The following is a 24,474-nucleotide window of genomic DNA, read 5'->3' as shown; positions in this document are numbered from 1 at the left end:
TCTTATCTATGATTTTTAATCCTCGTAGTGCCTACATCGTAAAAAAGCTCGAGAGCAAGGTTAAATCAGCAATTTATAACTACCAGCTTATCGATAAGGACGATGGGGTGATGGTTGGCATTTCGGGGGGCAAGGATAGCTACGCGTTGCTCGACTTACTGGTTCATTTGAATAGGAGTTTACCCGATAAGTTTAGAGTAGAGGCTTGTCATGTACAGGCATCGGATATGCCTTACAAAGCCGACGAGGAGTTTATGAAGCGTTATTGCAATGAGCACTCCATTCCGCTGCACTTTAGGCAAATTGTGGTTGATTTCAAGCCAGACCAGCGTCAACCCGCATGCTTTATTTGCAGCTGGAAGCGACGCAAGGAGCTATTCAGCATTGCCCGTGAGCGAGGCTGCAAAAAATTGGCCTTTGGCCATCATCTCGATGACGCCGTGGAGACACTGCTTATGAATATGATTCATCACTCCTCCATCAGCTCCATCCCTCCCAAGCTGAGCATGTTCGATGGCGAGCTTTTTGCCATTAGGCCGCTAATACTGGTGCACGACAGGGAGTTGGTTAAATACTCGCAGCATTTGGCCTTCCCCGATGAGGTTAGTCTTTGTCCTCACGAGGACGAGACCAACCGAAAGCAAGCGCGCGAGCTGCTTAAAACTATGGATAAGCTGAATAGAAGCGCTCGTGAGAACATATTCAGAGCCATGGGTAATATTTACGGAGATTATATCGTTCCCAAAATGGAAAAGAGAAAGCCCCCTAAACGATAGTATTTAGAGGGCTAGGCTAGACTGCTTTATAAACAAATTATCCTTCAATCTGCTTCTTAGTATACTCCAACGCATCCTGTAGCATCTCTTGAGGGGGTTCGGTAATAAAACCATTATCGCATAGCGAATGTGTTAGCGAACGCGAGTACTCAATATCCTTTTTTGCAATCTGATAGGCCTCATCCCAAGTCACTTCTCTACGAGCAACCCCATCCTTAATGGCCTGCATGGCCACATCGGCTGCTTCAACAGGGAACACATCAGCCTCATCCATGGTGGGGGTAATGTTCTCGGGGTCAATTCCACGCTTCTCGGCATACTTCGCTAATGAGTGGGCAGCAGCAATGGCCATCTCATCAGTTATTTTCTGAGCTCTTACAATTAGCGCACCCTTAAGAATTCCGGGGAAACCGAGTGAATTATTCACCTGATTTGGGAAATCGCCTCGTCCGGTGGCTACTATAAATGCCCCGGCCTCTTTTGCAGCGTAGGGGTATATTTCGGGTACAGGATTGGCGCAAACAAATACAATTGATTTGGGGGCCATTAGGCTAACCCATTCCCTCTTTATTGTATCGGGACCAGGAGTGGAAAGCGATATAAGTACATCGGCACCTTTCATGGCTTCCTCCATGGTTTGCACCTTGTTGGGGTTAGTACTCTCGCATAGCTCCCACTTACGATAAAATCTGGGGTCGGCTTTTATGTCGGCTCGGTCAGTATGGAGCGTTCCCTTTGAGTCGAACATTATCATATTTTTAGGTTCCCCTCCATCGGCAATAATAAGACGAGCGATGGTGGTGTTAGATGCCCCGGCGCCAAAGAAAACGATTTTGGCCTCACTCATCTTTTTACCAGCCAATTTTAAGGCATTAATAAGCCCGGCTAGGGTAACGCATGCAGTGCCCTGGGCATCGTCATGCCATACGGGGATTTGGCACTCCTCGCGGAGCACATCGAGCACCTTAAAGCAGTTGGGTTGCGAGATATCCTCTAGGTTCACAGCACCAAAGCTGTGCTGGCACATCTTCACAAACTCAATTATTTTATCAGGATCGTTCTTTCCATCCTTCCCTTTGCTATCAACGCAAAGCGCAACGGCATCTACGCCACCAAGGTATTTCATCAGAAACGCTTTACCTTCCATTACACCTAATCCACCGGGGGGAGTACAGTCTCCATCGCCCAGCACGCGGGTTGAGTCGCTAACAACGGCCACCAGATTGCCTCGGTTCGAAAGATCAAAGGAAGCGTCGTAGTTCTCTCTGATAGTGGTTGATACCTTCGATACGCCAGGGGTGTACCACACGTTGAACCAGTTAAAACCGGGCACAGGAACCTTAGGTACTACCTGAATTTTACCACTGTAATGCTTGTGAGCAAGCTCCGATAAGCGTTTCAAAAACACTGTTTTACCCTTGGCTATTTGTTCTTGGCTCCAGTTGTTGGGGAATATATTTCCCAAATTTTCGAGTTTTACACTAATATTTTCCATAACAGGTAAGCTTGGTTTGGTTAGTTTTTCGAGGTAAATATCATACAAATTACAAAAAAAATTGTGCGACTCAAGCGTTTGTTATTTTAAATACCCAGAACAGAATCATTCAACCTCATGTAATTACCTAGTTTATGGATGAAAACAAAAGTGTTTACCACTATTTTTAAGTTGTATAACATATAGAAACTCCGATTGGGACTAATCATATGGCTGGAATGCAGTTACTAAAGAAATATCTACCTAAATACATAAATAGATGCGTACAAACAAAAGACAACAAAATACGTTACTACTTGTGAAATTAATAACAACACATAAAATACACTTTCTATGATTTCTACTATTAAAGTAAATGCTAAGATGGGTTCTGGTTTTAGAACCGAAATAGGATGTTCTCATCCTTTCGTAATTGATCAGCCAAAGGCTGGAGGTGGTAACGATGAGGGGCCAAATCCCCTTGAGATATTCCTCTCGGCTCTCCCTGCATGCATTTGCGCCATTGGTCGTATAATTGCTATGCAGCGTAAGATAGAGCTCAGAGCCATTGAGGTTGAGGTTGAAGGCGATATCGATAAGGCCTTTCTTCTTGGGCAAACCAAGGAAGGTAGGGCAGGTTTTACTGAGATTCGCTCGTTTGTAAAAATCGATGCTGATATGAATGAAGATGAGAAGAATGCTTACCTGCATGAAATAGAGGAGCGTTGCCCAATTGCTGATAATATGGCAATGACCTCAGTACTTAAGGCCGAGGTTGTGAACTTAGCAAATGCATAGGTTATTGGTTTTGGTTTAGGTAGAAGGGACTTTCCATACTGGGGAGTCCCTTTTTTAGTTAGGCACATCTTGTTGGGACTGCTTGGTTACTATGACCAAAAACATAGATAATTTAAAAATACTAAGTTCATATATGCTTACCTTTGCAGCCTAATCCCCTTTCACATTGAATAATCAACATAAAAACATTAGCCTACTTGCCGATGCACCCATTCGTAAGGTGCTTTGGAAATTCTTTTTACCCGCATTCACTGGCGTTGTCATCAATTCATTGTACAACATTGTAGATAGGATATTTGTTGGGCAGGGCGTTGGTGCCATTGCCCTATCGGGCCTTAGCGTGGTGTTTCCCATTATGATAATCATGATGGCCTTTGGGATGCTAATTGGAATGGGGGCAGGAGTGCGTATATCTATTCATCTGGGGAAAAAGGAGTACCAAAAGGCCGAGGGTGTTCTGGGTAATGCCTTTGTTCTGCTTATTATTACTTCGTTGGTAATTACTGTTGTGGGATTTTTAGTTAAAGATCCGTTGCTAAGGATGTTTGGAGCTAGCATTGAAACAATGGAGTATGCCAACGATTATCTAAAGATTATTCTGCTAGGCACCATTCTAAATATGGTGGGATTTTCACTAAACAACATTATCCGTTCAGAGGGTAATGCAAAAATTGCCATGTACTCCATGCTTATAAGTGCTGGTACAAATATTATACTCGACCCCATTTTCATATTTGTCCTCGATATGGGCGTTCAGGGAGTGGCTTTGGCTACAATTATTTCGCAGTTTATTCTTTGTATTTGGGTGCTAAGGCATTTCAGATCGAGATTTTCAGTTGTAAGGCTTAGGTTTGCAAACCTTTCTCTTAGTTGGCCAATTATTCTATCCATCATAACCATTGGCTTTTCGCCCTTTGCCATGCAATTTGCATCAAGCATTGTGCATGGAATCTTCAATGCGCAGCTTATTAGCTACGGTGGCGATTTGGCTGTAGGGGCTATGGGTATCATCATAAGTGTAGCTATGCTGGTTGTAATGTCGATAATTGCTATTAATATGGCTGCACAGCCAATTTTTGGTTTCAACTATGGTGCTGGAAACTTTGTAAGGGTAAAGCAAACGCTTAGTATTAGCCTAAAGGCAGCCATCGTAGTTTCCATAGTGGGGTTTGCTGTAATGGAACTCTTTCCGGGAGTAGTGATCAAGATGTTCAATGCTTCCGATCCTGAGCTCCTAGAGATTGGTAAAAAGGGATTGCGGATTTTTATGCTGGGTTTACCTGTTGTTGGATTCCAGATAATTGCAGGTAATTACTTCCAGTCTACGGGAAAAGCAGGTATTGCGGCGGTTATCTCGTTGCTGCGTCAGGTTATTGTTTTAATACCAATGCTGCTATTCTTACCCACGGTATGGGGGCTTACAGGCGTTTGGGTCTCCGCACCGCTATCCGATTTGGTATCGGGTGTTATTTCTTTCATCTTTTTATCACGCGAGGTTAAGCGGCTCGATAGGGCAATTGCCACACCTAAAGCGGTGTAATGTGGTTGAACTATCGGTTGCCTTTTAGAACCAGGTCATCGTACTCTTTACCATCAACGTAGGCTTCTATAATGCTCGGGCCAGGGGACGCAAATGCCTCTTTTAGTGAATTTTGATATTTAAGTTCATCCATAGCCCTATGGACTGGAACTCCAAAGTACGAGGTTGCTGGGATGCTTCTGTTGTTGCCAGATGACAATGGTGTGCCGTACTGTCTATAACCTTTCAACTCCTGCTTTACTCGGATTAGCGATAGGGAGTCATCATGAATAACCACAAATACAATCTTTAGGTTTAACCGATGCGCTGTGGCCAGCTCACCCGCCGACATGTTGAAACCACCATCGCCCACCACACAGCAAACTTCACGCTCGGGGCAGCTGAGCTTGGCGGCAATGGCTGCTGGAATGGCAAACCCCATCGATGAGCAGCCGTTGGTCATCAGTTGACATTCGGGTGAGGGGGTTCTCCATTTCTGGCCAATAAGATGAAGATGTGCCCCCACATCGCAGGTCATGATGCCGTCCGCGGGCAGCATATCGCGAAGTTTTTCAAGAACCATTCGCGGCCCAAAGCTATTACTAGGTGCTTTTAGCTTATCGAACATTGCCTGTTTTCGGGCTGCAAGTTCATTCAGATTCCATTCCTTTTTGCCACGGTTTGATTCTAAAATGGCGTCGATGGAAATTTTGATATTGCCAATCACATTGCACCCCAGGGCAATTTTTGTTGAATCTATATCTGCTGGTTTGGTGTCGATATGGAGTAGGGGAGCGCTGGGCATCCAGTCCTCGTAGTTTATCTCCACCGGATCGTACCCAATGCCAATAACCAAATCGGCCTGCTGGTGGGTTTCACCAACCATATTGGCCAGCGCATGCGCTAGCACTCCTGCGTAGCAGGGATGATCCTCATGAATCATACCCTTTGCCATGGGTGTTAGCACCACAGGGATGGCGAATTTATCAACTAACTTACTTACCTTATCCTCTATTCCCAACCTTACAGCGGTGATCCCCAGGGCAATAATTGGGTTTTTTGATTTGCTGAATAGGTTCAGCATTCTATCTATTGAAGTTTCATCGGGGTTGGGAATTTCATCACTTTTATAACTATAAAAATCTTTTTCGGTCGATTCCTTTTGCCCCAGACCCTGTGGTAAGCCTATATGGACTGGTCCTGGAATCTCCGACACGGCTATACTGTAGGCTTTATGTATTGTTGCTCTAACACAATTGGCTTTAAGACGAGTTGTATACTTGGTTATTGGCCTAAAAAGCGTTTGATGATCGATATTCATCTGCGTTACCCGGTTAAGCATATCATCGCCCATCTCATCGGTTAGGGCAATCATTGGCGAGCGGTCCAGAAATCCCCCACAAACACCAGTGGCTAGATTGCATGCACCAGGGCCAAACGTGCCAAAACATGCTGCAACGGTTCCTGTGAGTCGCCAGCACACATCAGCCATAAAGCCTGCACTGCTCTCGTTGCTCACAAGTATGAATTCAATTCCATCTACCTCCTGAATCGCGGCCATATAATCCACCCAATTGCCGCTGGGGACACCAAAAATATATTTTACCCCAAGTTCTTTAAGGGTTTTAATCGAGGTGTTCGAAACTGTTTCCATAGCCGATGGTTCAAGGGTTCTGCAATAATTTTCAAATATAACCATATTTTTTTGCGCTAAAATTTGATTTTTATAAAAATGTACGCTTACTTTGTATTTCAAAGAACTCTTAACTATAACAGAAAATGAGTACTGATAATGAGCATTTGGATAGCCTAAGGGAAATCCGGTCAATTATGGAGCGATCTACACAGTTCCTTTCACTAAGCGGTTTGTCGGGTGTTTTTGCTGGTGTCTTTGCCTTACTTGGAGTAATGGCGGTTTATTTATATAGCCAAGATTTTTTCTTTGCAAGCTACTACAACCACAACACTGGCACTACAGAGTTAATTCAGCGTAGTGTCTCGTTTTCTGGATTACCTTACTTAATTATTGGTATTGGGTTTTCAGTGCTCTTCTTAGCGCTTTTTATTGTGGTGATGTTTACCGTTCGGAATGCGAAGAGGAAGGGGTTGCCCTATTGGAATTCCACAGCAAAAAGGATGCTGATTAATCTTTTAATACCCCTAGTTGCAGGAGGTTTATTCTGTCTCGTTCTTATTTTCCACGGTTTAATTTATCTGCTGGCACCGGTCACCCTTATTTTTTATGGCTTGGCGTTGGTAAATGCCAGTAAATACACCCTAAGGGATGTTCGATACCTTGGATTAATTGAGATAGGCTTGGGGCTGTTATCATCAATTTTTATTGGTTATAGCATAATGATTTGGGCGTTGGGGTTTGGAATTCTCCATATTGTGTACGGACTGACAATGTACTATAAGTATGAAAGATTTAATAGCTAATTTAAACAAGCATTTCGAAAGCAGGGTGAGGCTTGGAGCTATGTCAATCCTAATGGTAAACGATTGGGTTGATTTTAGCTCCCTTAAGGATCTGTTAAATGTAACCGATGGCAATCTGGCTAGCCATATAAAATCTTTAGAGACCGAGGGGTACATCGAGGTGAAAAAACAGTTTGTAGGGAACAAACCAAATACCAGCTATCGTGCTACCCTCGAAGGGCGTAAAGCATTTGAATTGCACCTAAAAGCACTTGAAAATCTATTAAGCATAAAGAAATAATTTTTTTACCCACATACTTTGAAATACAAAGTACTATTTTATAACTTAAAAAAATAACAATCATGGAATTAAACACACAATCATTTTTCGAGAGGAATATGGGGCTAATAAAGCTTGCAACTATTTTCTTTTTAGCAATCATACTGCTAATCCCAACTGCAATGATAAGATCGCTTGTCATGGAGCGAAAGTCCAGACAAGCTGAAGCGACTTCGGAAATAGTATCTAAATGGGGAAATGAGCAAAGGATTGCCGGTCCCATTTTAGTAGTTCCCTACTACACCTACGATTTGGACAAGGATAACACGAAAACTAACGAGCAGAAGCAGCTAGCCTATTTCCTACCACAGAATCTGACCATAAATGGAGAAATGCTACCCGAGGTAAGATATAGAGGGATTTTTCAGGTGGCAGTTTACAGCGCGAATGTGCAACTAGAAGGTTCATTTAAATCGCTTACATTGGACATTGTAGGCAAACACGCTGAAATTGATTGGAGGGGAGCATTTCTTACCATTGGCATTTCCGACCTGCGGGGGATAAACGATTCAATCAGTTTTAGTTGGAACGGTAGGCAGCTTGAGTGCGAGCCAGGGGTAAAAATTGACAATATGATTAAGTCGGGCATAACGGTTAACCATATATTAGAAAATGCTCCGGCTGATAAATCGTTTACATTTTCCACGGAGATATCGCTAAAAGGATCGAGGAGACTTAGCTTTGTGCCAGTTGGTAAGGAAACCCTCGTGAGCCTAAAATCCTTGTGGAATAACCCCAGCTTTGAGGGGGCTTTCCTCCCAGCATCCAGAGATGTTTCTGATAATGGGTTTGATGCTGCCTGGAGGGTTCTGGAGTTTAACAGGAACTATCCACAGAAATGGACTAATAGGAACGTGGATCTTGATGCATCGGCATTTGGAGTTAGTCTTCTAATGGCAGTAGACTCCTACCACATCACCGAAAGATCAATGAAGTACGCTATCCTGTTCGTGTCGCTTACGTTTATGGTATTCTTTTTTGTTGAGATTCTAAGAAAGTTGAAGCTACACCCAATTCATTACATCCTTGTAGGTTTTGGATTAGTGCTTTTCTACCTTTTGCTACTTTCACTTTCAGAACACTTAGGCTTTGGCTTGGCTTATATTCTTGCAGGTGTGGGTATTATCGCTTTGATTACCAGTTATTCACAAAGTATTTTGAAGAACAGCAAGCTCACGCTGATGATGGCCGGATTCTTAGTAATACTCTATAGTCTTCTTTACATATTGCTGCAGATGCAGGATTATGCACTGTTGCTGGGCAGCATATCATTATTCATCATTCTAGCGCTGGTGATGTACCTCTCACGCAATGTCGATTGGTATTCAATTGGGAGAAAGACTGAGGAAGGGTAGCCGGATTTGAGTTTCGCTTTAAAGGGGCTATCCACTTAACATCTTTTTGGGTAGCCCCTTTTTGCTAATCACTAACAAAGTTTCCGATGCTTGACAGTCATTAGCTTTACTTAAGCTTATTTATTGATTTTGATGTTGAATAATCCACAGAAAAGTGGTTCATTTGCAAAATTTTAAGCAAAAGAATCAAAATCGAAATGAAGAAGAACCGGTTAATGGATCCAATAGTAGGTAAGCTTATGGGATTGAGGTACAAATCGCATCCCTGGCATGGGATAGATTTGGGTGATGATGCGCCCGAGGTGGTAACCTGTTTTATTGAAATGGTACCCACCGATACGGTGAAGTACGAGGTCGATAAGGTATCGGGCTACCTAAAGCTCGATAGGCCACAGAAGTACTCCAATGTAGTACCAGCACTATATGGCTTTTTGCCCCAAACCTTTTGCGGCGATCAGGTTTCAGATCTAGCCAAGGAGCGTACTGGGATAGAGGACGTGAAGGGCGATGGCGATCCGCTGGATATTTGTATTCTCACTGAAAAGGAGATTACTCACGGTGATATTATTGTTGAGGCAAAACCCATTGGGGGCATTAGGCTTATTGATAACGATGAGGCCGACGATAAGATTATTGCAGTGCTAAACAACGACGCAGTGTACGGAGAGTACAAGGATATATGCGACTGCCCAGCGCTAATTATCGATAGGCTAAAGCACTACTTTTTAACCTATAAGGATTTGCCTGGAGAGAAGAGGCATTGCGAAATTACCCACGTGTATGGTATTGACGAAGCACAGGATGTAATTAAGCGTGCTATGGACGATTACTCCAATCGATTCAACAACCTAGAGTCGATGCTTAAATTGTAGCAAAAAGCTAAATACAAAATACTACGCTATCCAGATAGTAACTTAATGGAACTCTGTGCATACTTTGTGTGCTCTGTGTTACTTTTCAAAATATTGTTACACAAAGGGACACAGAGAATCCACAAAGAACAAAGTAAGAAATACAGGATAATTACTTTTAGACAAGGTCATTTTTTTACTACACCAAATCGCAAGCATCGCCCGGCATCCAGTGCTTATCCTGGCCATCCCACTTCACGTTGCAGCCAATGGGGTTGGTAACTTTTTTTGTAATTTGTTTCCCTGCCAAATGCTCTTCAAGAGCATTCTCCAAGTCGTTTACAGTGATTTTTGATGAATCCTTAGGGTTATCAACAGCCCTACCCGTGTAAATCAGCTTACCATCCTTATCGAATATGTAAAAATGGGGTGTGCGCAATGCGCCGTAGGCAAGGGCAACTTCCTGCAACTCATCGTACAGGTAAACCCAAGGGAATTTATGTTCCTTCATCCGTTTTACCATGTTTGGGAAGCTGTCCTCCTCGTAGGTATTCTTGCTGTTGGAGTTAATTCCCACAAACCCAACGCCCTTGGGGGCGTATTTTTCAACGGTTTTGCGGGTAACCTCATCCGATCCTATTACATAAGGACAATGGTTGCAGGTGAAGAATACCACAAGCGTATCGTCGTTAAAATCCGATAATTTGTAACTTTTCCCATCGGTTGCGGGGAGATTAAAATCTGGTGCTTTCTGCCCAATTTGTAGTGTGAACGCCATAGTGTTTTTGTTTTAGTAACATTTTGATGCCTGAAGTTGTTCGATTTATAAATCTAATAAGATAAGTTTGTTATATTAGATTGAAAATAATTGTTTTTACAATCTCATAATAATTTATGAAAAAGACTCCAAGCTTTCAAGATATACACTATAAAATTATTGACTCACTACTGTTAGTAGGGATGATTCTATCCGTACCTTCAGCCACTGTTTCAATATTAAGAAATGCACAGTATGGAGTTACTCCCATTCTAATTGTTGAGGTATTTGTGGCTGTTGTTGCTTCCATTACTTATTTCTCTCGTAGTAAATTTTCCCCGAGTCTTAGGGTATCAATTCTTATGGGGTATATTTATATTATAGCCACATTTTCCCTTTTTACGTACGGCCTAATTGGAATGGGACTATTTATTTTTCTATTCATCATCCTTGTGATTACAAGTCTTTTTGGAATTAAAAGAGGTGTAGCTACCTTAGTGTTAATGCTTGTTACTTACATCGTTTTTGTTGTAGCATATTCTGAAGGTCTTGTAAATTTCTCGATCGATTTCAACGAGTTTGCTATCTCTGCTCATCAATTTGTATGGCGTGGTATTTACTTTGTTTTCTTTGCCACAATGGGGATGGTAGTAGTGGGCGTTAGTAATCAATACTTCAAGAGAGTGAATGCTTCATTAGAGTCCAGCGAGGAGCGTTTATCATTAGCCCTAAAAAGTGTGAATGATGTGGTGTGGGATATTGACCTAAATGGCATAAATAGCTATATAAGCAAAAATACTGCAGAGGTATTTCCAAATATCGACTCTAGCTTTGCCCTAAGTTTAGAGAAGTGGATCAATCTGGTAGTTGATGAGGATAAGGAGCGGGTTAACCAAATGGTTAGTGCCGTAATGAGAGGGGAGGTAGCCTCTATAAATATTGAGTACAGGCTCAAAACTAAGTCGGGGGGGAAGCAGTGGCTGCTAACCCGGGGACGAGTGGTAAAGCGTGACGATAAAGGAATGCCCCTTAGGGTGTTGGGCATTCATACTAACATAGATCCACGCAAGGAAATGGAGCAGATTCTCAAGGAGAGCGAGCAAAAGTATAGGTCAATATTTATGTATGCCCATGATGCCATACTCCTTCTGGCCAATCAGCGGATTGTTGATGCCAACGAGAGGGCAGAGAGTTTTTTTGGTTGCTCTCGCAACCAAATGCTTGGCCAACAGTTCATGGATTTCTGCCCCCATCAGCAGCTCGATGGCGCATCATCGGCAGATAAATTTGAGGAGCTTATAAGTCAGGCTAGGGAGTCCAGCTATAGTCAAGCCGAGTGTGAGTTCCTTGGCCCCAATAATACAACTATCTACGCCTCGGTGGGAGTAAATTGGCTGAAGGCCGAAGGGCACGATAGCTTTCAGGTGATTATACATGACATGTCGGAACGGGTAAGGTTTGAACAGGAGAAACTGTATGCCATTGTGGAGACCGAAGAGCGCGAACGTTTAAAGCTTGCTGCCGATTTGCATGATGATGTGGGGCCATTGCTATCAAGCATCAATATGTACACCTCACTGCTCGAACGTCCAGCCGTAAGCAATAGGAATGAGCTTTACGACAACTTAAGGTCCATTGTAAAGGATGCCATTAAAAGCGTTCGTGAAATTTCGAACAACATAAGCCCACATAACCTTACTAGCTACGGATTGGTAGCAGCAATAAATGCAAGTGTGGAGACAAGTGGCAGTCTGGTAAACATTCTGTTTCAACAGAATGTGGATGATAAACGATTTGCCCAAACAGTGGAGGTGATGCTCTATCGCATAGTTAAGGAGTTGCTAAATAATACCATAAAGTACGCCAGCGCCAATTCCGTTTTCATATCGCTAACCGTTGATGATAAGTTTTTGGTATTAAACTATAAGGATGATGGTATAGGATTCGATTTGGATGAGGTGATGGGACGAAGTGATTCGGGAATGGGACTTCACAATATTATCAATAGGCTAAACACGATTAAAGCGCAGTATAGATTTTCCACAAAACCCAACGATGGTTTTTGTTTCGAAATGAAAACACAATTGTAATAACTATCATGACCATTAAAACAATAATTGTTGACGATCATCGTATTCTTCGCGATGGCATTAAAGCATTGCTTAAGGAGATGCCTAATGTGGAACTAGTGGGCGAAGCAGCCAATGGAAAGGAGTTGCTGCCCATGCTGCGCGATTGCACCGTCAATTTAATCCTTATGGATATCAACATGCCCGAGATGAATGGAATAGACGCTTCTAGAGAGGCACTTCGCATTTGTCCCGATGTAAAAATTATTATCCTCTCCATGCATGATGATATTCAGTACTACGATTCAATTGTGCAGCTAGGTGTGGATGGCTTTTTGCTAAAGGAGTCGAGCTACGACGAATTAGAAAAGGCCATCGAATCGGTGTTCGATGGCCGTCCTTATTTTTCCCAGGAGCTGTTACTAAAGCTGCTCAAGTCGAAAAGGCAGGAGCCCGAAATTGTTTTAACCAGGAGGGAGCGCGATGTACTTCAGTTAATTTGTCAGGGTTTGTCTACTTCCGAAATTGCAGCCAAGCTATTTCTTAGCGTTAGTTCCATTGAGAAGTACCGTGCAGAGTTGCTGCTAAAAACTAACTCGCCCAATTCAACGGCATTGGCGGTGTTTGCAATTAAGAGTAATCTGGTTGATTTATAGAACGTTTACCCCAAATAGCCTTTCAATTGTTTCCATCGTAATGTTCTCCTTGTGCAGATAGTTTACGGCACCCGCGCTAATCATTCTAGTAACCGAATTCATATCCTTTTCGAAGGAAACGGCAACAATACGTGTACTCCTGTAGTGTATCCGGTTAATAATCTGAGTAGCTTCTATACCATCCATCTCGGGCATATGCACATCCATAAATATAATATCGTAATGTGTTTCGCCAAACGCCATATCTATAGCCTCCTTGCCATTTAACGCAAAGTCGAGTTTGCCCAGCTTATTACCTAAGATATTCTTAATTAGCATAGCAAGGGTGTTTGCAAAGGTTCTGTTATCGTCGGCAATTAGAACGTTATAGTTAAGTAAAGTCATTGGTTTGAAATAATGTAAATATTTTTTTTGACTAGGCTAACCGCATTCATTTAGTTCTAAGCCCTTAATCCAAATTTGTTCTTGTTGGAACCTGTTTCAATATGAAAAAACGATATTGCTTCAATAAGCATTTCCGACTGGGTGTTAAGCTCCTCTGCACTCGACGATAGCTCCTCGCTGGCCGAGGCGTTCTGCTGGGTTACGCTGTTTAGCTGCTGAATGGCCGAGTTTATCTGTGCCGATCCATTGCGTTGCTCTGCGCTTGATGCGGCAATCTCCTCAATTAGCTTGGCCGTTTTGCTAATATCAGGAATAATTTCCTTAAGCAATGTGCCAGCCTCTTCGGTAAGGTGAAGGCTGTTGTTCGATATCTGGTTGATTTCATCGGCCGCAACACGGCTTCGCTCGGCAAGCTTCCGTACCTCGGCGGCAACCACGGCAAATCCTCGTCCTTGCTCGCCAGCACGGGCAGCTTCTACAGCAGCGTTAAGGGCTAGCAGGTTGGTTTGGAATGCTATGTCGGTTATTATGCTGATCTTATCGGCAATATTGCGTACCGCTTCCAAACTTTTTTGCGATGCCTTTTCAACCTTGGTAATTTTATTGTAGGATTGATCGGCAAGGCGGCTGGTTTGCTGCGCATTGTCGTTGTTCTGGTCGATATTTGCAGCCATCTCCTCCATCGATGAGGAAACCTCTTCAACCGACGAGGCCTGCTGGTTGGCGCCCATGGATAGCTCCTGAGCACTCCCATTCAGCTCCTCGCTGGCCGATGATAGCTGGTTGGCGCTTGATGATATATTATCGACTACTGAGTGAAGTTGACTATTTAGCTTTTGAATAGATTTGGCAAGTATGCCAAGCTCATCTTCACGCTCTATCATCTGTGTGTCAACTTTGGTGTCTATAATCCCGTTGCTAAGCTGGTTTATATTGCCAATAAGTTTTTCCAAAGGGCGCTTAACCACCTTGGTAACGTATACATAGGCAGATACACCAATAATTACTTGTAAAGGGAAACCCCAAAGTTGATTAATACCGCCACCCATCCTTGATACTTGTCCTGAGATAAATGCTAATGCCAGCATTGCTATACCTGTAGCAATACCTATCTTAAAAAGTACAGATTTTTTAAATAGCACCCTCATAACTATAACAAGGATAATCATTCCCACGGGGCCTGCCAGAATCATTGATACTAAAGTTGCTGAATCCATAGCTGTAATATTTAGGTTTGTTAATTAGTTTTTTTTCACATTACAAAAGTATTTAGCCTTTAGCAATTAGAAGTAGATGTTTCTTTCAGAAATGGGGTGAGGAAAACCTCAAATCGTATTGAGGTTTTTTTATTAGCCAAATAATCTCGACTTAAGGTACTGTTTTATATAAACTTATGTGTTTGTTCAGGAGGGGGTACCATACACTCATCTTTTTTACCAAACCATCGGTATCGGTTTTTGGCAATTATTCTGTAAATACTGTTACGAATGGGAGGGGGGATAATAATAAAAAGGTAAAGTAGTGGCCAAAGTCCGCTAAGTTTTTTTGCAATTTTTAGCGCAGCGGTCGATTCGGTGTACTTCTTCTCATTTTCAATAAGTATTACGGAGCTAGCATTATCCGACACATCGTATTTGTTGGCTATTGCTTTTCCGGTTTCACTCTGTAGGGCAGCAAATCTAAAGTAATCGCCCTTATCTCTTTTGATAATAAATTGTACGCTGGCGTTGCACAGGTTGCAAACCCCATCGAAAAGGATAATTGATTTGTTGGTATATGTTGACACGATAACTATGTGTTAAGACCACGAATGCAGGGGTTTCAATAAATTCATACATTCGTGGTATTTATTAATAATCAACAAGTAAACCAACCAAAAGGTTTATATCCTAACCTCTATACCATTGGCTTTTAGCTCATTTTTTATTGATTTTATGCTTAGCACGCCGTAGTGAAAAATTCCGGCTGCCAATGCAGCATCGGCTTTTCCTGTGGTAAATACATCAACAAAATGCTGCGCATTGCCTGCGCCACCCGAGGCAATAACAGGAATGCTCACAGTTTCCGATACCTCACGGGTAATATCCAAAGCAAAACCTTGCCGTGTACCATCCGATGTGAATGAGGTTAACAGTATTTCGCCTGCACCCCGGTTGTAACATTCCTTTGCCCAATCTGTAGCCGAAAGACCAGTGGGTTTGGTTCCGGCGTGGCTAACTACTTCCCAGCCATTGCTGGTAAGCTTGGTGTCGATGGCCACCACAACGCATTGCGAGCCAAATTGCTTAGCCAGCTCTGCAATAAGCTGCGGATTTACAATGGCCGAGGTATTTACCGAAACCTTATCGGCACCAGCCGACAGTAGCCCCTCAACTTGTTTGGCGTTGCTAATACCTCCGCCAACTGTAAAGGGGATATTTATGGCTTTTGCCACATCTTTTACAACGTTTACAAAGGTTTCGCGTTCTTCGAGCGTGGCGGTTATATCGAGCAGGGTTAGCTCATCGGCACCTTGCGCCGAGTAGTGCGTTGCCAACGCTACCGGGTCGCCAGCATCTTGCAAGTTCTGAAAGTTTACCCCTTTCACTGTTCTGCCATTCTTAATATCGAGGCAGGGAATTATTCGTTTTGTAAGCATTTTATTTAGTTAATAGTTTGAGTTTAGAGTAAAGTGAGAGAACACAGAGACACAGAGACACAGAGGAATTTAGTCCGTTTTTGGTTGTCCGTTTTCGGGATAGAGATGCTCCCATAAAAGATTAAAACGTATGCGTATAACTGACTACAGGTAGCAGTTAACCAACACCCGGCATCTTATAAACCTCATTTTAAACTACTCTGTGCCTCTGTGTCTCAGTGTTTTTTCTCAAAGCATAATCCTCCCTTCATAAATCGCCTTACCCACAATGGCTCCATAGCAACCAATAGCCGAAAGTTTTTCGAGTTGATTCTGTACCGAAACACCTCCGCTGGCATTTAGCTTTATGGAAGAAAACTTTTGAATTAAGTCGGTGTAGAGTTCAAATGCTGGTTCGCCAAGGGTTCCGTCGCGGTCAATATCGGTTACGGTAAAATAGGTGAAACCATCTTTTATTAAACGGGTAATAACATCGTCAATTTGCAAATTTGACTCTTCTTGCCAACCCGAAACCTTCACCTTTCTGTTCATAACATCAACCGAGGCAATTAGCTTTTCGGGGCCAAATATTTCAATCCATTTGGATGCAAGTTGGGGTTGATGTATTAAAACCGTACCCAAATTTACCTGTGCTGCACCTGCGCTAAGGCAATCCTCAAGGCTCCGTTGGTCGCGAATTCCTCCGCCAAAGTCAACCTTTAGGTTTGTGCTGCTAGTAATTTGCTCTAGTACCCTTAAATGCATTGGATATCCTGCCTTCGCACCCGACAGATCTACCAGGTGTAAGTTTTCAATCCCCTTGTCCTCAAATGCTTTTGCTTGGTCAGCTGGGTTTGAGTTGTAAATTTTTGATGTGCTGTAATCACCCTTGTATAGGCGCACGCATTTTCCATCTATTAGGTCTATTGCTGGGATAAGTTTCATAGTGTTATGATTTATGAACATCGATTAACGAATTATGATTTTTGAATAAAACGCTGTATTGTCGAGCGTATCTTAAATCAACAATCTTCAATCCTTGTTCGGTATTTTTCTTACAAGTCAATGAAGTTTTTAAGTATTTCCATTCCCGCCTCGCCGCTTTTCTCGGGGTGAAACTGTACGCCATAATAGTTGCCTTTGCTAACTGCTGCGGTGAATGGTATTTCATAATTGCAAGTAGCAATGGTATTGTTGCATATCTGGGCGTAATAACTATGAACAAAGTAGAAGTACGTGCCATTAGGTATACCCTTAAACAATGGGTTTTCAATAATATCAATGCTGTTCCAGCCCATATGTGGAACTTTTTCCGATATTTTGAACTGCTTCACATCAAAATCAATTAGTCCAAGCCCTTGTGTTGCGCCCTCTTCCGACTGTTTGCCCATGAGCTGCATCCCCAAACAGATTCCCAATAGCGGGCGTTTAAATGATTTTAATACCTCGCTTAGTCCCCTTTGCTCAATTTGCTGCATGGCGTGGGTTGCGTGCCCAACTCCCGGAAAAATTAGCCTGTCGGCTTGCATTAGTTCTGCCGGATTATCAGAGATAAACGAGCTAACGCCTAACCGCTCCAACGCATTTTGCACAGAGGCCACATTCCCCGCTCCGTATGATAGGATTGCTATTTTTTTCATATTTTTTAGATTTAACGCTAAGTCGCCAAACCGCTAATACTCTTATTGTAAATTAGCGATCTTGCGCCTTTGCGTTTAAAATTCTCACAACTTTCCCTTTGTACTAGGCAACTCACTCCCCTCAATGCGCACCGCTTGCCTTAACGCCCTTGCAAATGCCTTAAATATTGCTTCGGCCTTGTGGTGCTCGTTTAGGCCTTTGGCCTTAATGTGTAAATTGGCTCCTAACCCGTAGGATAGCGATTGGAAAAAGTGCGACAGCAGCTCCGTGGCCATATCGCCAATTTTTTCACGCCTAAATTTTGCTTTCCATTTAAAGAATGGCCTGCCACCTAAATCGAGTAGTACCTTTGCTTGGCAATCATCCATTGGTAGGGCAAAGCCATAGCGCCCAATGCCCGCTTTGCTGCCAAGCGCCTGCTTAATGGCCTCGCCAAGGGCAAGGGCAATATCCTCAACCGTGTGGTGCTCGTCAACGTGAAGGTCGCCAATGCATTTTGCCGAAATGCCTATGCCCGCGTGGCGGTCAATTTGCTCTAGCATATGATCCAGAAAGCCCACGCCGGTATCAAGTTTACCGTCTAGCTTCCCATCTAAATCAACAGTAATGGTTATATCCGTTTCGTTGGTTTTACGGTTTACGGTGGCAACCCGCTGTGGTTTAACTATTTTGTAGATATTTTCCCAGCTTGTGGTGGTAAAATCGGCCTCAGGATATAATTCACTGTCTATTAATATTGATTTTGTACCAAGATTTTTAGCCAGCTGCACATCGGTAAGCCTATCGCCAATTACAAACGATTCGGCTAAGTTGTAGTCGCCATTTAGATACTTGCTAAACATTCCCGTTCGGGGTTTGCGGTTGGGCGAGTTCTCCTCCTCAAACGACCGGTCTATAAGGATATCGTAAAAAACAATTCCTTCGCCCTTAAGGGTTTGAAGCATGAGGTTGTGTGGCCCCCAGAAAGTTTCCTCCGGAAACGAGTTGGTTCCAAGTCCATCCTGATTGGAGGCCAAAACCAGCTGGTAGTCTGTTTCGCGAGCAATTTTTCCTAGCCAGCTAATAGCTCCGGGCATAAACTCCAACTTCTCAAACGAGTCAATTTGGTAGTCGGCCGGCTCTTTTATCAGCGTTCCATCGCGATCGATGATTAATAGTTTAGTCATATTGTTTTGTTTTTAATAACACAGAGATACAGGGGTACAGAGTCTTTTTAATTGATAGTTGGTGATTGCGCCGATATGTAGCTTTTCTTAACTTCGATATTCGACATTCGATATTCATCAACCCAGATTTTCAATTAATTTTTATCTGCGGTTATCTGTAAAATCAGCGTTATCAGCGTTCAAATCATTTAAGCAATTCAAAAGTGTTTCCACTTCCTCCCTAGTTCCAACCGTAATCCGTAAGCATCCTTCGCATCCGGGCTGTGTACTTCTGTCGCGCACCACAATGCCATTGCTAGCTAGCTTACTGTATGCTTGCCTTGCATTATCGAACTTTACAAGTAAAAAGTTAGCATCCGATGGGTAAACCTTTTGTACCATTTGCAAGCTTTTTAGCTCGCTGGCAAGCCTATTCTTATTATCAATAAGTTCCTTTGTCCGCCTAATCATTTCATCGTCTTGTTGTAAGGCTTTTAAGGCAATGTCGATGGATGGTTTGCCCACGTTGTAGGGGAACTTCACCCTATTCATCACGCTAATAATTTGGGGCGATGCAAAGGCCAGTCCAACCCGTGCAGCAGCAAGTCCCCAGGCCTTAGAAAGTGTTTGAAGTACAACCAAATTTGGGTACTTGTTAATCCAACTTATAATTGACTTATCGGGGCAAAAATCGATATATGCCTCATCAACCACAACAATGCCTGTCGATTTCTCAATAATTTGCCTTACTGTTTCAGCATTCTGCATGTTTGCTGTTGGGTTATTCGGATTGCAGATAAACGTTAGCTTAGGCCTTTGCATATTATTTTCCTCAAAATCTTTTATGTTGATATTGAAGTCGTTATCGAGAATCGATTCGATTACCGAAACATCATTAACCGCTGCACAAACGCCATACATTCCGTAGGTTGGTGGGAAAACCAGTATTTTGTCCGTTGCTGGTTGGCAAAAACATCGCATTAGCAAATCTACGGCTTCGTCGCTGCCATTGCCAATAAACACTTGCGATAGCTTAACCCCTTTTACCTTGGCTATCTCATCTTTTAAACCCTGAAGCTGCGATGCGGGGTAGCGATTTATGCCCTCGGGCAAGTTGGGTAGGGCAGCTGGGCACTCGTTGGCATCGAGCCAAACAGATGCGTTGCCCTCAAATTCGTCTCTAGCCGATGAGTACGGTTTAAGATTGCGAATATTATCTCTTAATAAGTTTGTTATCATTTTGATTGATTGGTTGGTTGATTGATTGGATGACCTGACAGCGTGTGAAGCACCTGTCAGCGTCTATGAGGTTTAAGGTTTAAAGTTCACAATGTTTAGGTTGGTTGATTGATTTCCGATTACCGACTACCGACAACTGCTCTCTTCTCAACCGCCCGTGCGTGCGCCTCAAGCCCCTCGGCTCTGGCTAGCGATGTGGTTGCCTTTGCAATTGATGATAGCCCTTCGCTGGTAAGCTGTTGAAAGGTTATGGTTTTCAAAAAGCTAAGCAAATTCACCCCGCTCCAGTTTCGGGCAAAGCCCGATGTGGGGAGCGTGTGGTTGGTTCCGCTGGTGTAATCTCCCACCGATTCGGGTGTAAAGTGCCCCAGAAAAACCGAGCCTGCGTTTTCCACTTTCTCTGCAAGTTCATTTGGCTTATCAACGGCCAGAATAAGGTGCTCAGGCGCGTACTCATTGCTTATGGCTATGGCTTCATCCAAATTATCAACAAGAATTGCGGTACTATTCTCAAGGCATTGCAGCGCAATACCCCTTCGGGGTAGAGTTTCAACTTGCTCATTAACCGCCTTTAAGCAAGCATCTAAAATGCTTTCGTTTGTGGCTATTAGCACAACCTGACTATCGGTTCCGTGCTCGGCTTGCGACAGCAAATCGGCTGCAACAAAGGCAGGGTTTGCTGTTTGGTCGGCAATAACAAGCACTTCCGATGGGCCGGCAGGCATATCAATGGGTACACCCATAGCGCTAACCTGTACCTTTGCCTCGGTAACGTATCGATTACCCGGTCCAAAAATCTTATCAACTCTGGGGATGCTTTCTGTACCAAAAGCCATAGCAGCAATGGCTTGCGCCCCACCTACGGTGAAAACCCGCGCGTTGAAAAGGCTAAGTGTGTAAAGCAGTTCGGGCGTTGGGTTAGGTGGTGTGCAAATAACCAGTTCGTTACAACCAGCAACTTTTGCGGGAACGGCAAGCATAAGCACAGTGCTTAGTAGCGGTGCTGTTCCACCAGGAATATATAGCCCAACTCGATTAAGCGGCTTGTATTGCAACTCGCAGCATATGCCAGGCATTGTGCAAATGCTAACATCTTGTGGCTTTTGCGCAGCGTGAAATTTGTCAATATTGGCAATGGCTTGGGTTATTGAGGTGACAATATCTTGCAATACAGCATTTTTTGCCTGCTCCATTTCCAATTTGGGTATTTCAAGCAGCTGGCTGTTGTATTTATCAATCTCCCTGTTAAGCCGAATAAGCGCAGCATCGCCATTTTGCCTAACCTCGGCAATAATTTGGCTAACCCGCTGCTTAGTATCAGGGTCGTTCTGCAATGGACGCTTTAGTGCTTGGGTTATTTCCTGTTTTGTTGGGTATTGTAGTTTTTTCATTGATTTTGATTTTTTTGGAACACAGATGACGCTGATTTACTTCAATTTTGATTACCCCTGCCTGACTGCCTGCCCGAGACTACCCTGGTGAGGCGGGCCTTCAAAGCAGGCAGGGATTACTGATTACTGATTACTGATTACCGATTACTGTTCACCTATTTTTATAATATCTGCGTTAATCCTTTAAATCAGCGTCATACGCGTTCTATTATTTCTCACTTCCCCCACTGCTTCTCGCCCCGCTTAAACGCTTCTTCCTGCTCATCGGCATTTGCATTGGATGTGTGGCGTACTTTTAGTGTGCTCGATACATCGGTTAGGCTTAGGTTGCGAGCGGCTAACAATACCTGTAGGTGATATAGTAGGTCGGCTGCCTCGCTTAAAAACCTCTTGTCATCGGGATTTTCGGCCTCCAGAACCAGTTCAACAGCCTCCTCGCCAACCTTTTTGGCAATACGTTTTACGCCTGCATTTAGCAGCTTTGCGGTGTAGCTCTCGTTGGGTAGCTGGTTTTTACGCGATTCAATTATTCCCTCAAGGGTATTCAAAAAGCTTAGGTTTTGCTGGTTAACCTCGTTAAAGCAGGTGTCGTTGCCCGTGTGGCAAACGGGGCCATCGGGTAGGGCTTTTACTAACAGCGTATCGCCATCGCAATCGGCAATAATATCTTTTACCCTAAGGTAGTTGCGCGAAGTTTCGCCCTTGGTCCATATTTGGCGGAGGGTGCGACTGTAAAACGTTACCATTCCGGTTTGGCGGGTTTTCTCAAGGGCTTCGCGGTTCATAAAACCAACCATTAGCACCTTGTCGGTTGCGGCATCCTGCACTACGGCAGGGATTAGGCCGTTTAGCTTGTCGAAATCTAAGTTCACCATTTCAATTATGTTTAATGTTTAGAGTTTAATATTTAAAGTATAGAGTTTAGAGTTTAGGGTTTAATGTTTGCTTGTAACCGATTACCGATTACCCCTGCCTGACTGCCTGCCCGACTACCCTTGTCAGGCGGGCCGTTAAGGGAGGCAGGGATTACCGATCACCGATTACTGATTACTGATCACCGATCACCGGTCACCAACTCAAACCACCATTTTCTCAATGGGCACTACCAGTATCCCCTCGGCGCCGGCATCTTTTAGGTTATCAATCACTTCCCAAAAATCGTCCTCGCTAATTACCGAGTGCAACGAGCACCACCCTTTTTCTGCCAGCGGCAGAACGGTAGGGCTTTTCATCCCCGGAATTAGGCTTATAATCTCACTAAGCTTGCTTTCGGGCGCATTTAGCAGGATGTACTTGTTGTGTTTAGCTTTCTGCACGGCCTCTATGCGAAAGAGTAATTTGCTAAGCAGTTTTTTCTTCAGCTCCGAAAGGTTTGGATTACTTATAAGTACTGCCTCGCTGCGCATAATTATATCAACCTCCCTAAGGCCATTGCTAAGAAGAGTTCCGCCGCTGCTCACAATCTCAAAGATTGCATCGGCCAGGCCAATGCTGGGGGCAATCTCCACCGAACCGCTAATGCTGTGTATTTCGGCTTGGATATTATTCTCGGCCAGAAAATCTTCTAGAATTACTGGGTACGATGTGGCAATTCGCTTGCCCTGCAAAAAGTTGCGTCCGGTGTACTCAACCGTTTTGGGTACGGCCACCGATAGGCGACATTTCGAAAAACCAAGGTTGCGAACAACCTCAACATCCTTTTTCTTTTCAAGTACCTCGTTCATTCCAAGAATCCCGATATCGGCCACACCATCGGCCACGTACTGGGGGATATCGTCGTCGCGCAGTAACAGTATTTCAAGCGGAAACCCCTCGGCTACAGCCTTTAAATGATTACCGCCGTTACTCACTTTTATGCCACATAATTTTAGCAGTTCAATGGAACCGTCGCTTAGTCGTCCTTTCTTTTGCAGTGCTAGTGTTAATTTGTCGTTACTCATTTTTAAGTTGGATTAGGTTTAAACAAAAAAAGTCCGGGGATCTACCTCAATGGTAGTTCCCCGGACTTTGGATTTAATAGTATTTTTCTAATCTATCAAACTATACCAATAGCGGACCACCATTCGCTGTGTAGTGAATGATGATGATGATGCATAGTATAAATAGATAGAATCATATTTCGGCTTATTTTGGTTTTGCAAAGCAAGGTTGAATTTTTTGAATATGCAAATATTTTTACTTTAAAATCCATAGAATAAATATATGTGACAGATATTCAGGTTTATATGTATTCATTTTCTTTATGTCATATGCGATGGTGTGCAATTATAAGTATAATTTTAACATTAGTTTCCGACTAAGTATTTTGTAAAATGATAATAATGCGATAGATTTCTCGCTTCGCTCGTAATGACAGGCTGTTACGCTGGCAGGGGTGAGGGGGTGAAGGCGGCTACGCCGCCTTCACCCCCTCACCCCTTAGACCTCATGAAAGTACTGTCATTTCGAGCGAAGCGAGAAATCTATATTTATTAGTCGGTCAGTAGTGTAATTTTAAAAAAACTTACCGATGCACAGCTCAGGTGAACGAAACCGAACAGCTCTGCTTCATTTTCGAACAAAAAAGAGTTGTACAAAAACATCAAAATTCTATGATCATAATGTTGATATGATTTGATAAGCAAATGGTTAAAAGATTTGGTTTATGTTTTGATATGCACTGGAAGTTTACTATGAATTATTAACAATTAGGACTTTATTAAAATACATTAAAAACCATTGTGCTATGAATGTAAAATACTTTTTTTTGATCTTATCTATTCAGCTTGTAGCTACACTCTTTCTGGGTGCGCAAGAGATTACTCAGTTTCGAGGGTCTAATGCAGTTGGGAAATACGCTGAAACAAATTTGCTTAAAGAATGGCCAGCCAACGGTCCAGACTTGTTGTGGGAAGCAAAGGGGCTTGGCAATGGCTATGGTTCTCCTGTTTTCATTAATAATCGAATATGAATATCCGCTAATGTGCCTAAAATATTATATTTGTACAAAATTTATTGAAAATGAATTTTATAGATTTTGTAAAGCAGCATCCTGATGAGAAAAG

At 43.1% G+C, this 24,474-nt stretch carries 24 protein-coding genes; 10 read left to right on the top strand and 14 right to left on the bottom strand.

Annotation, left to right across the window (positions count from 1 at the left end; translation table 11 throughout):
• Nucleotides 1-8: 8 nt before the first annotated feature.
• Complete coding sequence (locus tag G8O23_RS15070) at nucleotides 9-776, top strand: tRNA lysidine(34) synthetase (RefSeq protein WP_166366325.1); 768 nt, start codon at nucleotides 9-11, stop codon at nucleotides 774-776.
• A 37-nt stretch (nucleotides 777-813) separates the two neighbouring features.
• Here G8O23_RS15070 and G8O23_RS15065 read toward each other — a convergent pair whose 3' ends face one another.
• Entirely contained in the window at nucleotides 814-2,271 is a 1,458-nt protein-coding gene (locus G8O23_RS15065; RefSeq protein ID WP_166366323.1) for an NAD(P)-dependent malic enzyme, read from the bottom strand.
• A 333-nt stretch (nucleotides 2,272-2,604) separates the two neighbouring features.
• Between G8O23_RS15065 and G8O23_RS15060 the strand changes: the two genes are divergently transcribed.
• The gene (locus G8O23_RS15060) at nucleotides 2,605-3,048 is read left to right on the top strand and encodes an OsmC family protein (protein WP_166366321.1); all 444 of its coding nucleotides are present in this window, start codon (nucleotides 2,605-2,607) and stop codon (nucleotides 3,046-3,048) included.
• 166 nt (nucleotides 3,049-3,214) lie between these two features.
• The gene (locus tag G8O23_RS15055; RefSeq protein ID WP_219932554.1) at nucleotides 3,215-4,588 is read left to right on the top strand and encodes an MATE family efflux transporter; all 1,374 of its coding nucleotides are present in this window, start codon (nucleotides 3,215-3,217) and stop codon (nucleotides 4,586-4,588) included.
• 10 nt (nucleotides 4,589-4,598) lie between these two features.
• Here G8O23_RS15055 and G8O23_RS15050 read toward each other — a convergent pair whose 3' ends face one another.
• On the bottom strand, nucleotides 4,599-6,221 hold the full coding sequence (locus tag G8O23_RS15050; protein ID WP_166366319.1) for a thiamine pyrophosphate-binding protein: 1,623 nt from the start codon (nucleotides 6,219-6,221) through the stop codon (nucleotides 4,599-4,601).
• Between the two features lie 125 nt (nucleotides 6,222-6,346).
• On the opposite strand from G8O23_RS15050, the gene G8O23_RS15045 reads away from it, so the two are divergent.
• The 4 genes from G8O23_RS15045 to G8O23_RS15030 all read left to right on the top strand — a co-directional run bounded on the left by G8O23_RS15045 (nucleotide 6,347) and on the right by G8O23_RS15030 (nucleotide 9,552).
• Entirely contained in the window at nucleotides 6,347-7,006 is a 660-nt protein-coding gene (locus G8O23_RS15045) for a hypothetical protein (RefSeq protein WP_166366317.1), read from the top strand.
• Nucleotides 6,987-7,286 carry a winged helix-turn-helix domain-containing protein gene (locus tag G8O23_RS15040; RefSeq protein WP_166366315.1) on the top strand — a complete coding sequence of 100 codons (300 nt, stop codon included), beginning with the start codon at nucleotides 6,987-6,989 and terminating at the stop codon, nucleotides 7,284-7,286. Before G8O23_RS15045 ends, G8O23_RS15040 begins: the two co-directional genes overlap by 20 nt.
• A gap of 62 nt (nucleotides 7,287-7,348) precedes the next feature.
• Nucleotides 7,349-8,680, top strand: coding sequence for a cell envelope integrity protein CreD (gene creD, locus G8O23_RS15035; protein ID WP_166366313.1), 1,332 nt, complete (start codon nucleotides 7,349-7,351; stop codon nucleotides 8,678-8,680).
• A gap of 197 nt (nucleotides 8,681-8,877) precedes the next feature.
• Nucleotides 8,878-9,552: an inorganic pyrophosphatase gene (locus tag G8O23_RS15030; RefSeq protein WP_166366311.1), complete on the top strand. Its 675-nt coding sequence runs from the start codon at nucleotides 8,878-8,880 to the stop codon at nucleotides 9,550-9,552.
• A 178-nt stretch (nucleotides 9,553-9,730) separates the two neighbouring features.
• On the opposite strand, the gene G8O23_RS15025 is transcribed toward G8O23_RS15030, so the two are convergent.
• Nucleotides 9,731-10,309 (bottom strand): thioredoxin family protein, encoded by a 579-nt coding sequence (locus G8O23_RS15025; RefSeq protein WP_166366309.1) that lies wholly within the window; start codon nucleotides 10,307-10,309, stop codon nucleotides 9,731-9,733.
• 116 nt (nucleotides 10,310-10,425) lie between these two features.
• On the opposite strand from G8O23_RS15025, the gene G8O23_RS15020 reads away from it, so the two are divergent.
• The gene (locus tag G8O23_RS15020; RefSeq protein WP_166366307.1) at nucleotides 10,426-12,378 is read left to right on the top strand and encodes a PAS domain-containing sensor histidine kinase; all 1,953 of its coding nucleotides are present in this window, start codon (nucleotides 10,426-10,428) and stop codon (nucleotides 12,376-12,378) included.
• A gap of 8 nt (nucleotides 12,379-12,386) precedes the next feature.
• Nucleotides 12,387-13,013 (top strand): response regulator transcription factor, encoded by a 627-nt coding sequence (locus G8O23_RS15015; protein WP_166366305.1) that lies wholly within the window; start codon nucleotides 12,387-12,389, stop codon nucleotides 13,011-13,013.
• On the opposite strand, the gene G8O23_RS15010 is transcribed toward G8O23_RS15015, so the two are convergent.
• The 11 genes from G8O23_RS15010 to hisG form a co-directional block, all read right to left on the bottom strand.
• Nucleotides 13,008-13,397, bottom strand: coding sequence for a response regulator (locus G8O23_RS15010; protein WP_166366303.1), 390 nt, complete (start codon nucleotides 13,395-13,397; stop codon nucleotides 13,008-13,010). The genes G8O23_RS15015 and G8O23_RS15010 overlap by 6 nt on opposite strands.
• A gap of 56 nt (nucleotides 13,398-13,453) precedes the next feature.
• Nucleotides 13,454-14,071 (bottom strand): methyl-accepting chemotaxis protein, encoded by a 618-nt coding sequence (locus tag G8O23_RS17760; RefSeq protein ID WP_449425338.1) that lies wholly within the window; start codon nucleotides 14,069-14,071, stop codon nucleotides 13,454-13,456.
• 707 nt (nucleotides 14,072-14,778) lie between these two features.
• Nucleotides 14,779-15,183 (bottom strand): thiol-disulfide oxidoreductase DCC family protein, encoded by a 405-nt coding sequence (locus tag G8O23_RS15000; protein ID WP_219932552.1) that lies wholly within the window; start codon nucleotides 15,181-15,183, stop codon nucleotides 14,779-14,781.
• A gap of 96 nt (nucleotides 15,184-15,279) precedes the next feature.
• Nucleotides 15,280-16,035 (bottom strand): imidazole glycerol phosphate synthase subunit HisF, encoded by a 756-nt coding sequence (gene hisF / locus G8O23_RS14995; protein ID WP_166366299.1) that lies wholly within the window; start codon nucleotides 16,033-16,035, stop codon nucleotides 15,280-15,282.
• A 228-nt stretch (nucleotides 16,036-16,263) separates the two neighbouring features.
• Entirely contained in the window at nucleotides 16,264-16,959 is a 696-nt protein-coding gene (gene hisA, locus G8O23_RS14990; RefSeq protein ID WP_166366297.1) for a 1-(5-phosphoribosyl)-5-[(5-phosphoribosylamino)methylideneamino]imidazole-4-carboxamide isomerase, read from the bottom strand.
• Between the two features lie 110 nt (nucleotides 16,960-17,069).
• A complete protein-coding gene (hisH, locus tag G8O23_RS14985) occupies nucleotides 17,070-17,654 on the bottom strand; it encodes an imidazole glycerol phosphate synthase subunit HisH (protein WP_166366295.1) in 585 nt (194 codons plus the stop codon).
• An 84-nt stretch (nucleotides 17,655-17,738) separates the two neighbouring features.
• On the bottom strand, nucleotides 17,739-18,821 hold the full coding sequence (gene hisB / locus G8O23_RS14980; protein ID WP_166366293.1) for a bifunctional histidinol-phosphatase/imidazoleglycerol-phosphate dehydratase HisB: 1,083 nt from the start codon (nucleotides 18,819-18,821) through the stop codon (nucleotides 17,739-17,741).
• 141 nt (nucleotides 18,822-18,962) lie between these two features.
• Nucleotides 18,963-20,039: a histidinol-phosphate transaminase gene (hisC, locus tag G8O23_RS14975; RefSeq protein ID WP_166366292.1), complete on the bottom strand. Its 1,077-nt coding sequence runs from the start codon at nucleotides 20,037-20,039 to the stop codon at nucleotides 18,963-18,965.
• 119 nt (nucleotides 20,040-20,158) lie between these two features.
• Nucleotides 20,159-21,430, bottom strand: a complete 1,272-nt coding sequence (hisD, locus tag G8O23_RS14970; protein WP_166366291.1) for a histidinol dehydrogenase — start codon at nucleotides 21,428-21,430, stop codon at nucleotides 20,159-20,161.
• A gap of 215 nt (nucleotides 21,431-21,645) precedes the next feature.
• Entirely contained in the window at nucleotides 21,646-22,302 is a 657-nt protein-coding gene (hisIE, locus tag G8O23_RS14965; RefSeq protein WP_166366340.1) for a bifunctional phosphoribosyl-AMP cyclohydrolase/phosphoribosyl-ATP diphosphatase HisIE, read from the bottom strand.
• 204 nt (nucleotides 22,303-22,506) lie between these two features.
• Nucleotides 22,507-23,370 (bottom strand): ATP phosphoribosyltransferase, encoded by an 864-nt coding sequence (gene hisG / locus G8O23_RS14960; protein WP_166366290.1) that lies wholly within the window; start codon nucleotides 23,368-23,370, stop codon nucleotides 22,507-22,509.
• Between the two features lie 785 nt (nucleotides 23,371-24,155).
• Between hisG and G8O23_RS14955 the strand changes: the two genes are divergently transcribed.
• A complete protein-coding gene (locus G8O23_RS14955; RefSeq protein WP_166366289.1) occupies nucleotides 24,156-24,380 on the top strand; it encodes a hypothetical protein in 225 nt (74 codons plus the stop codon).
• Nucleotides 24,381-24,474: the final 94 nt, after the last annotated feature.

Source organism: Perlabentimonas gracilis (genome assembly GCF_011174675.1).
In the GTDB taxonomy this organism is placed as follows: Bacteria; Bacteroidota; Bacteroidia; order Bacteroidales; family Tenuifilaceae; genus Perlabentimonas; species Perlabentimonas gracilis.
This window is presented reverse-complemented; position numbering and strand designations above follow the sequence as displayed.

Coding starts and splice junctions, on each gene's coding strand:
- G8O23_RS15070 (WP_166366325.1), top strand. CDS start 9: ATGATTTTTAATCCTCGTAGTGCCTACATCGTAAAAAAGCTCGAGAGC.
- G8O23_RS15065 (WP_166366323.1), bottom strand. CDS start 2,271: ATGGAAAATATTAGTGTAAAACTCGAAAATTTGGGAAATATATTCCCC.
- G8O23_RS15060 (WP_166366321.1), top strand. CDS start 2,605: ATGATTTCTACTATTAAAGTAAATGCTAAGATGGGTTCTGGTTTTAGA.
- G8O23_RS15050 (WP_166366319.1), bottom strand. CDS start 6,221: ATGGAAACAGTTTCGAACACCTCGATTAAAACCCTTAAAGAACTTGGG.
- G8O23_RS15045 (WP_166366317.1), top strand. CDS start 6,347: ATGAGTACTGATAATGAGCATTTGGATAGCCTAAGGGAAATCCGGTCA.
- G8O23_RS15040 (WP_166366315.1), top strand. CDS start 6,987: ATGAAAGATTTAATAGCTAATTTAAACAAGCATTTCGAAAGCAGGGTG.
- creD (WP_166366313.1), top strand. CDS start 7,349: ATGGAATTAAACACACAATCATTTTTCGAGAGGAATATGGGGCTAATA.
- G8O23_RS15030 (WP_166366311.1), top strand. CDS start 8,878: ATGAAGAAGAACCGGTTAATGGATCCAATAGTAGGTAAGCTTATGGGA.
- G8O23_RS15025 (WP_166366309.1), bottom strand. CDS start 10,309: ATGGCGTTCACACTACAAATTGGGCAGAAAGCACCAGATTTTAATCTC.
- G8O23_RS15020 (WP_166366307.1), top strand. CDS start 10,426: ATGAAAAAGACTCCAAGCTTTCAAGATATACACTATAAAATTATTGAC.
- G8O23_RS15015 (WP_166366305.1), top strand. CDS start 12,387: ATGACCATTAAAACAATAATTGTTGACGATCATCGTATTCTTCGCGAT.
- G8O23_RS15010 (WP_166366303.1), bottom strand. CDS start 13,397: ATGACTTTACTTAACTATAACGTTCTAATTGCCGACGATAACAGAACC.
- G8O23_RS17760 (WP_449425338.1), bottom strand. CDS start 14,071: ATGGCTGCAAATATCGACCAGAACAACGACAATGCGCAGCAAACCAGC.
- hisF (WP_166366299.1), bottom strand. CDS start 16,035: ATGCTTACAAAACGAATAATTCCCTGCCTCGATATTAAGAATGGCAGA.
- hisA (WP_166366297.1), bottom strand. CDS start 16,959: ATGAAACTTATCCCAGCAATAGACCTAATAGATGGAAAATGCGTGCGC.
- hisH (WP_166366295.1), bottom strand. CDS start 17,654: ATGAAAAAAATAGCAATCCTATCATACGGAGCGGGGAATGTGGCCTCT.
- hisB (WP_166366293.1), bottom strand. CDS start 18,821: ATGACTAAACTATTAATCATCGATCGCGATGGAACGCTGATAAAAGAG.
- hisC (WP_166366292.1), bottom strand. CDS start 20,039: ATGATAACAAACTTATTAAGAGATAATATTCGCAATCTTAAACCGTAC.
- hisD (WP_166366291.1), bottom strand. CDS start 21,430: ATGAAAAAACTACAATACCCAACAAAACAGGAAATAACCCAAGCACTA.
- hisG (WP_166366290.1), bottom strand. CDS start 23,370: ATGAGTAACGACAAATTAACACTAGCACTGCAAAAGAAAGGACGACTA.
- G8O23_RS14955 (WP_166366289.1), top strand. CDS start 24,156: ATGAATGTAAAATACTTTTTTTTGATCTTATCTATTCAGCTTGTAGCT.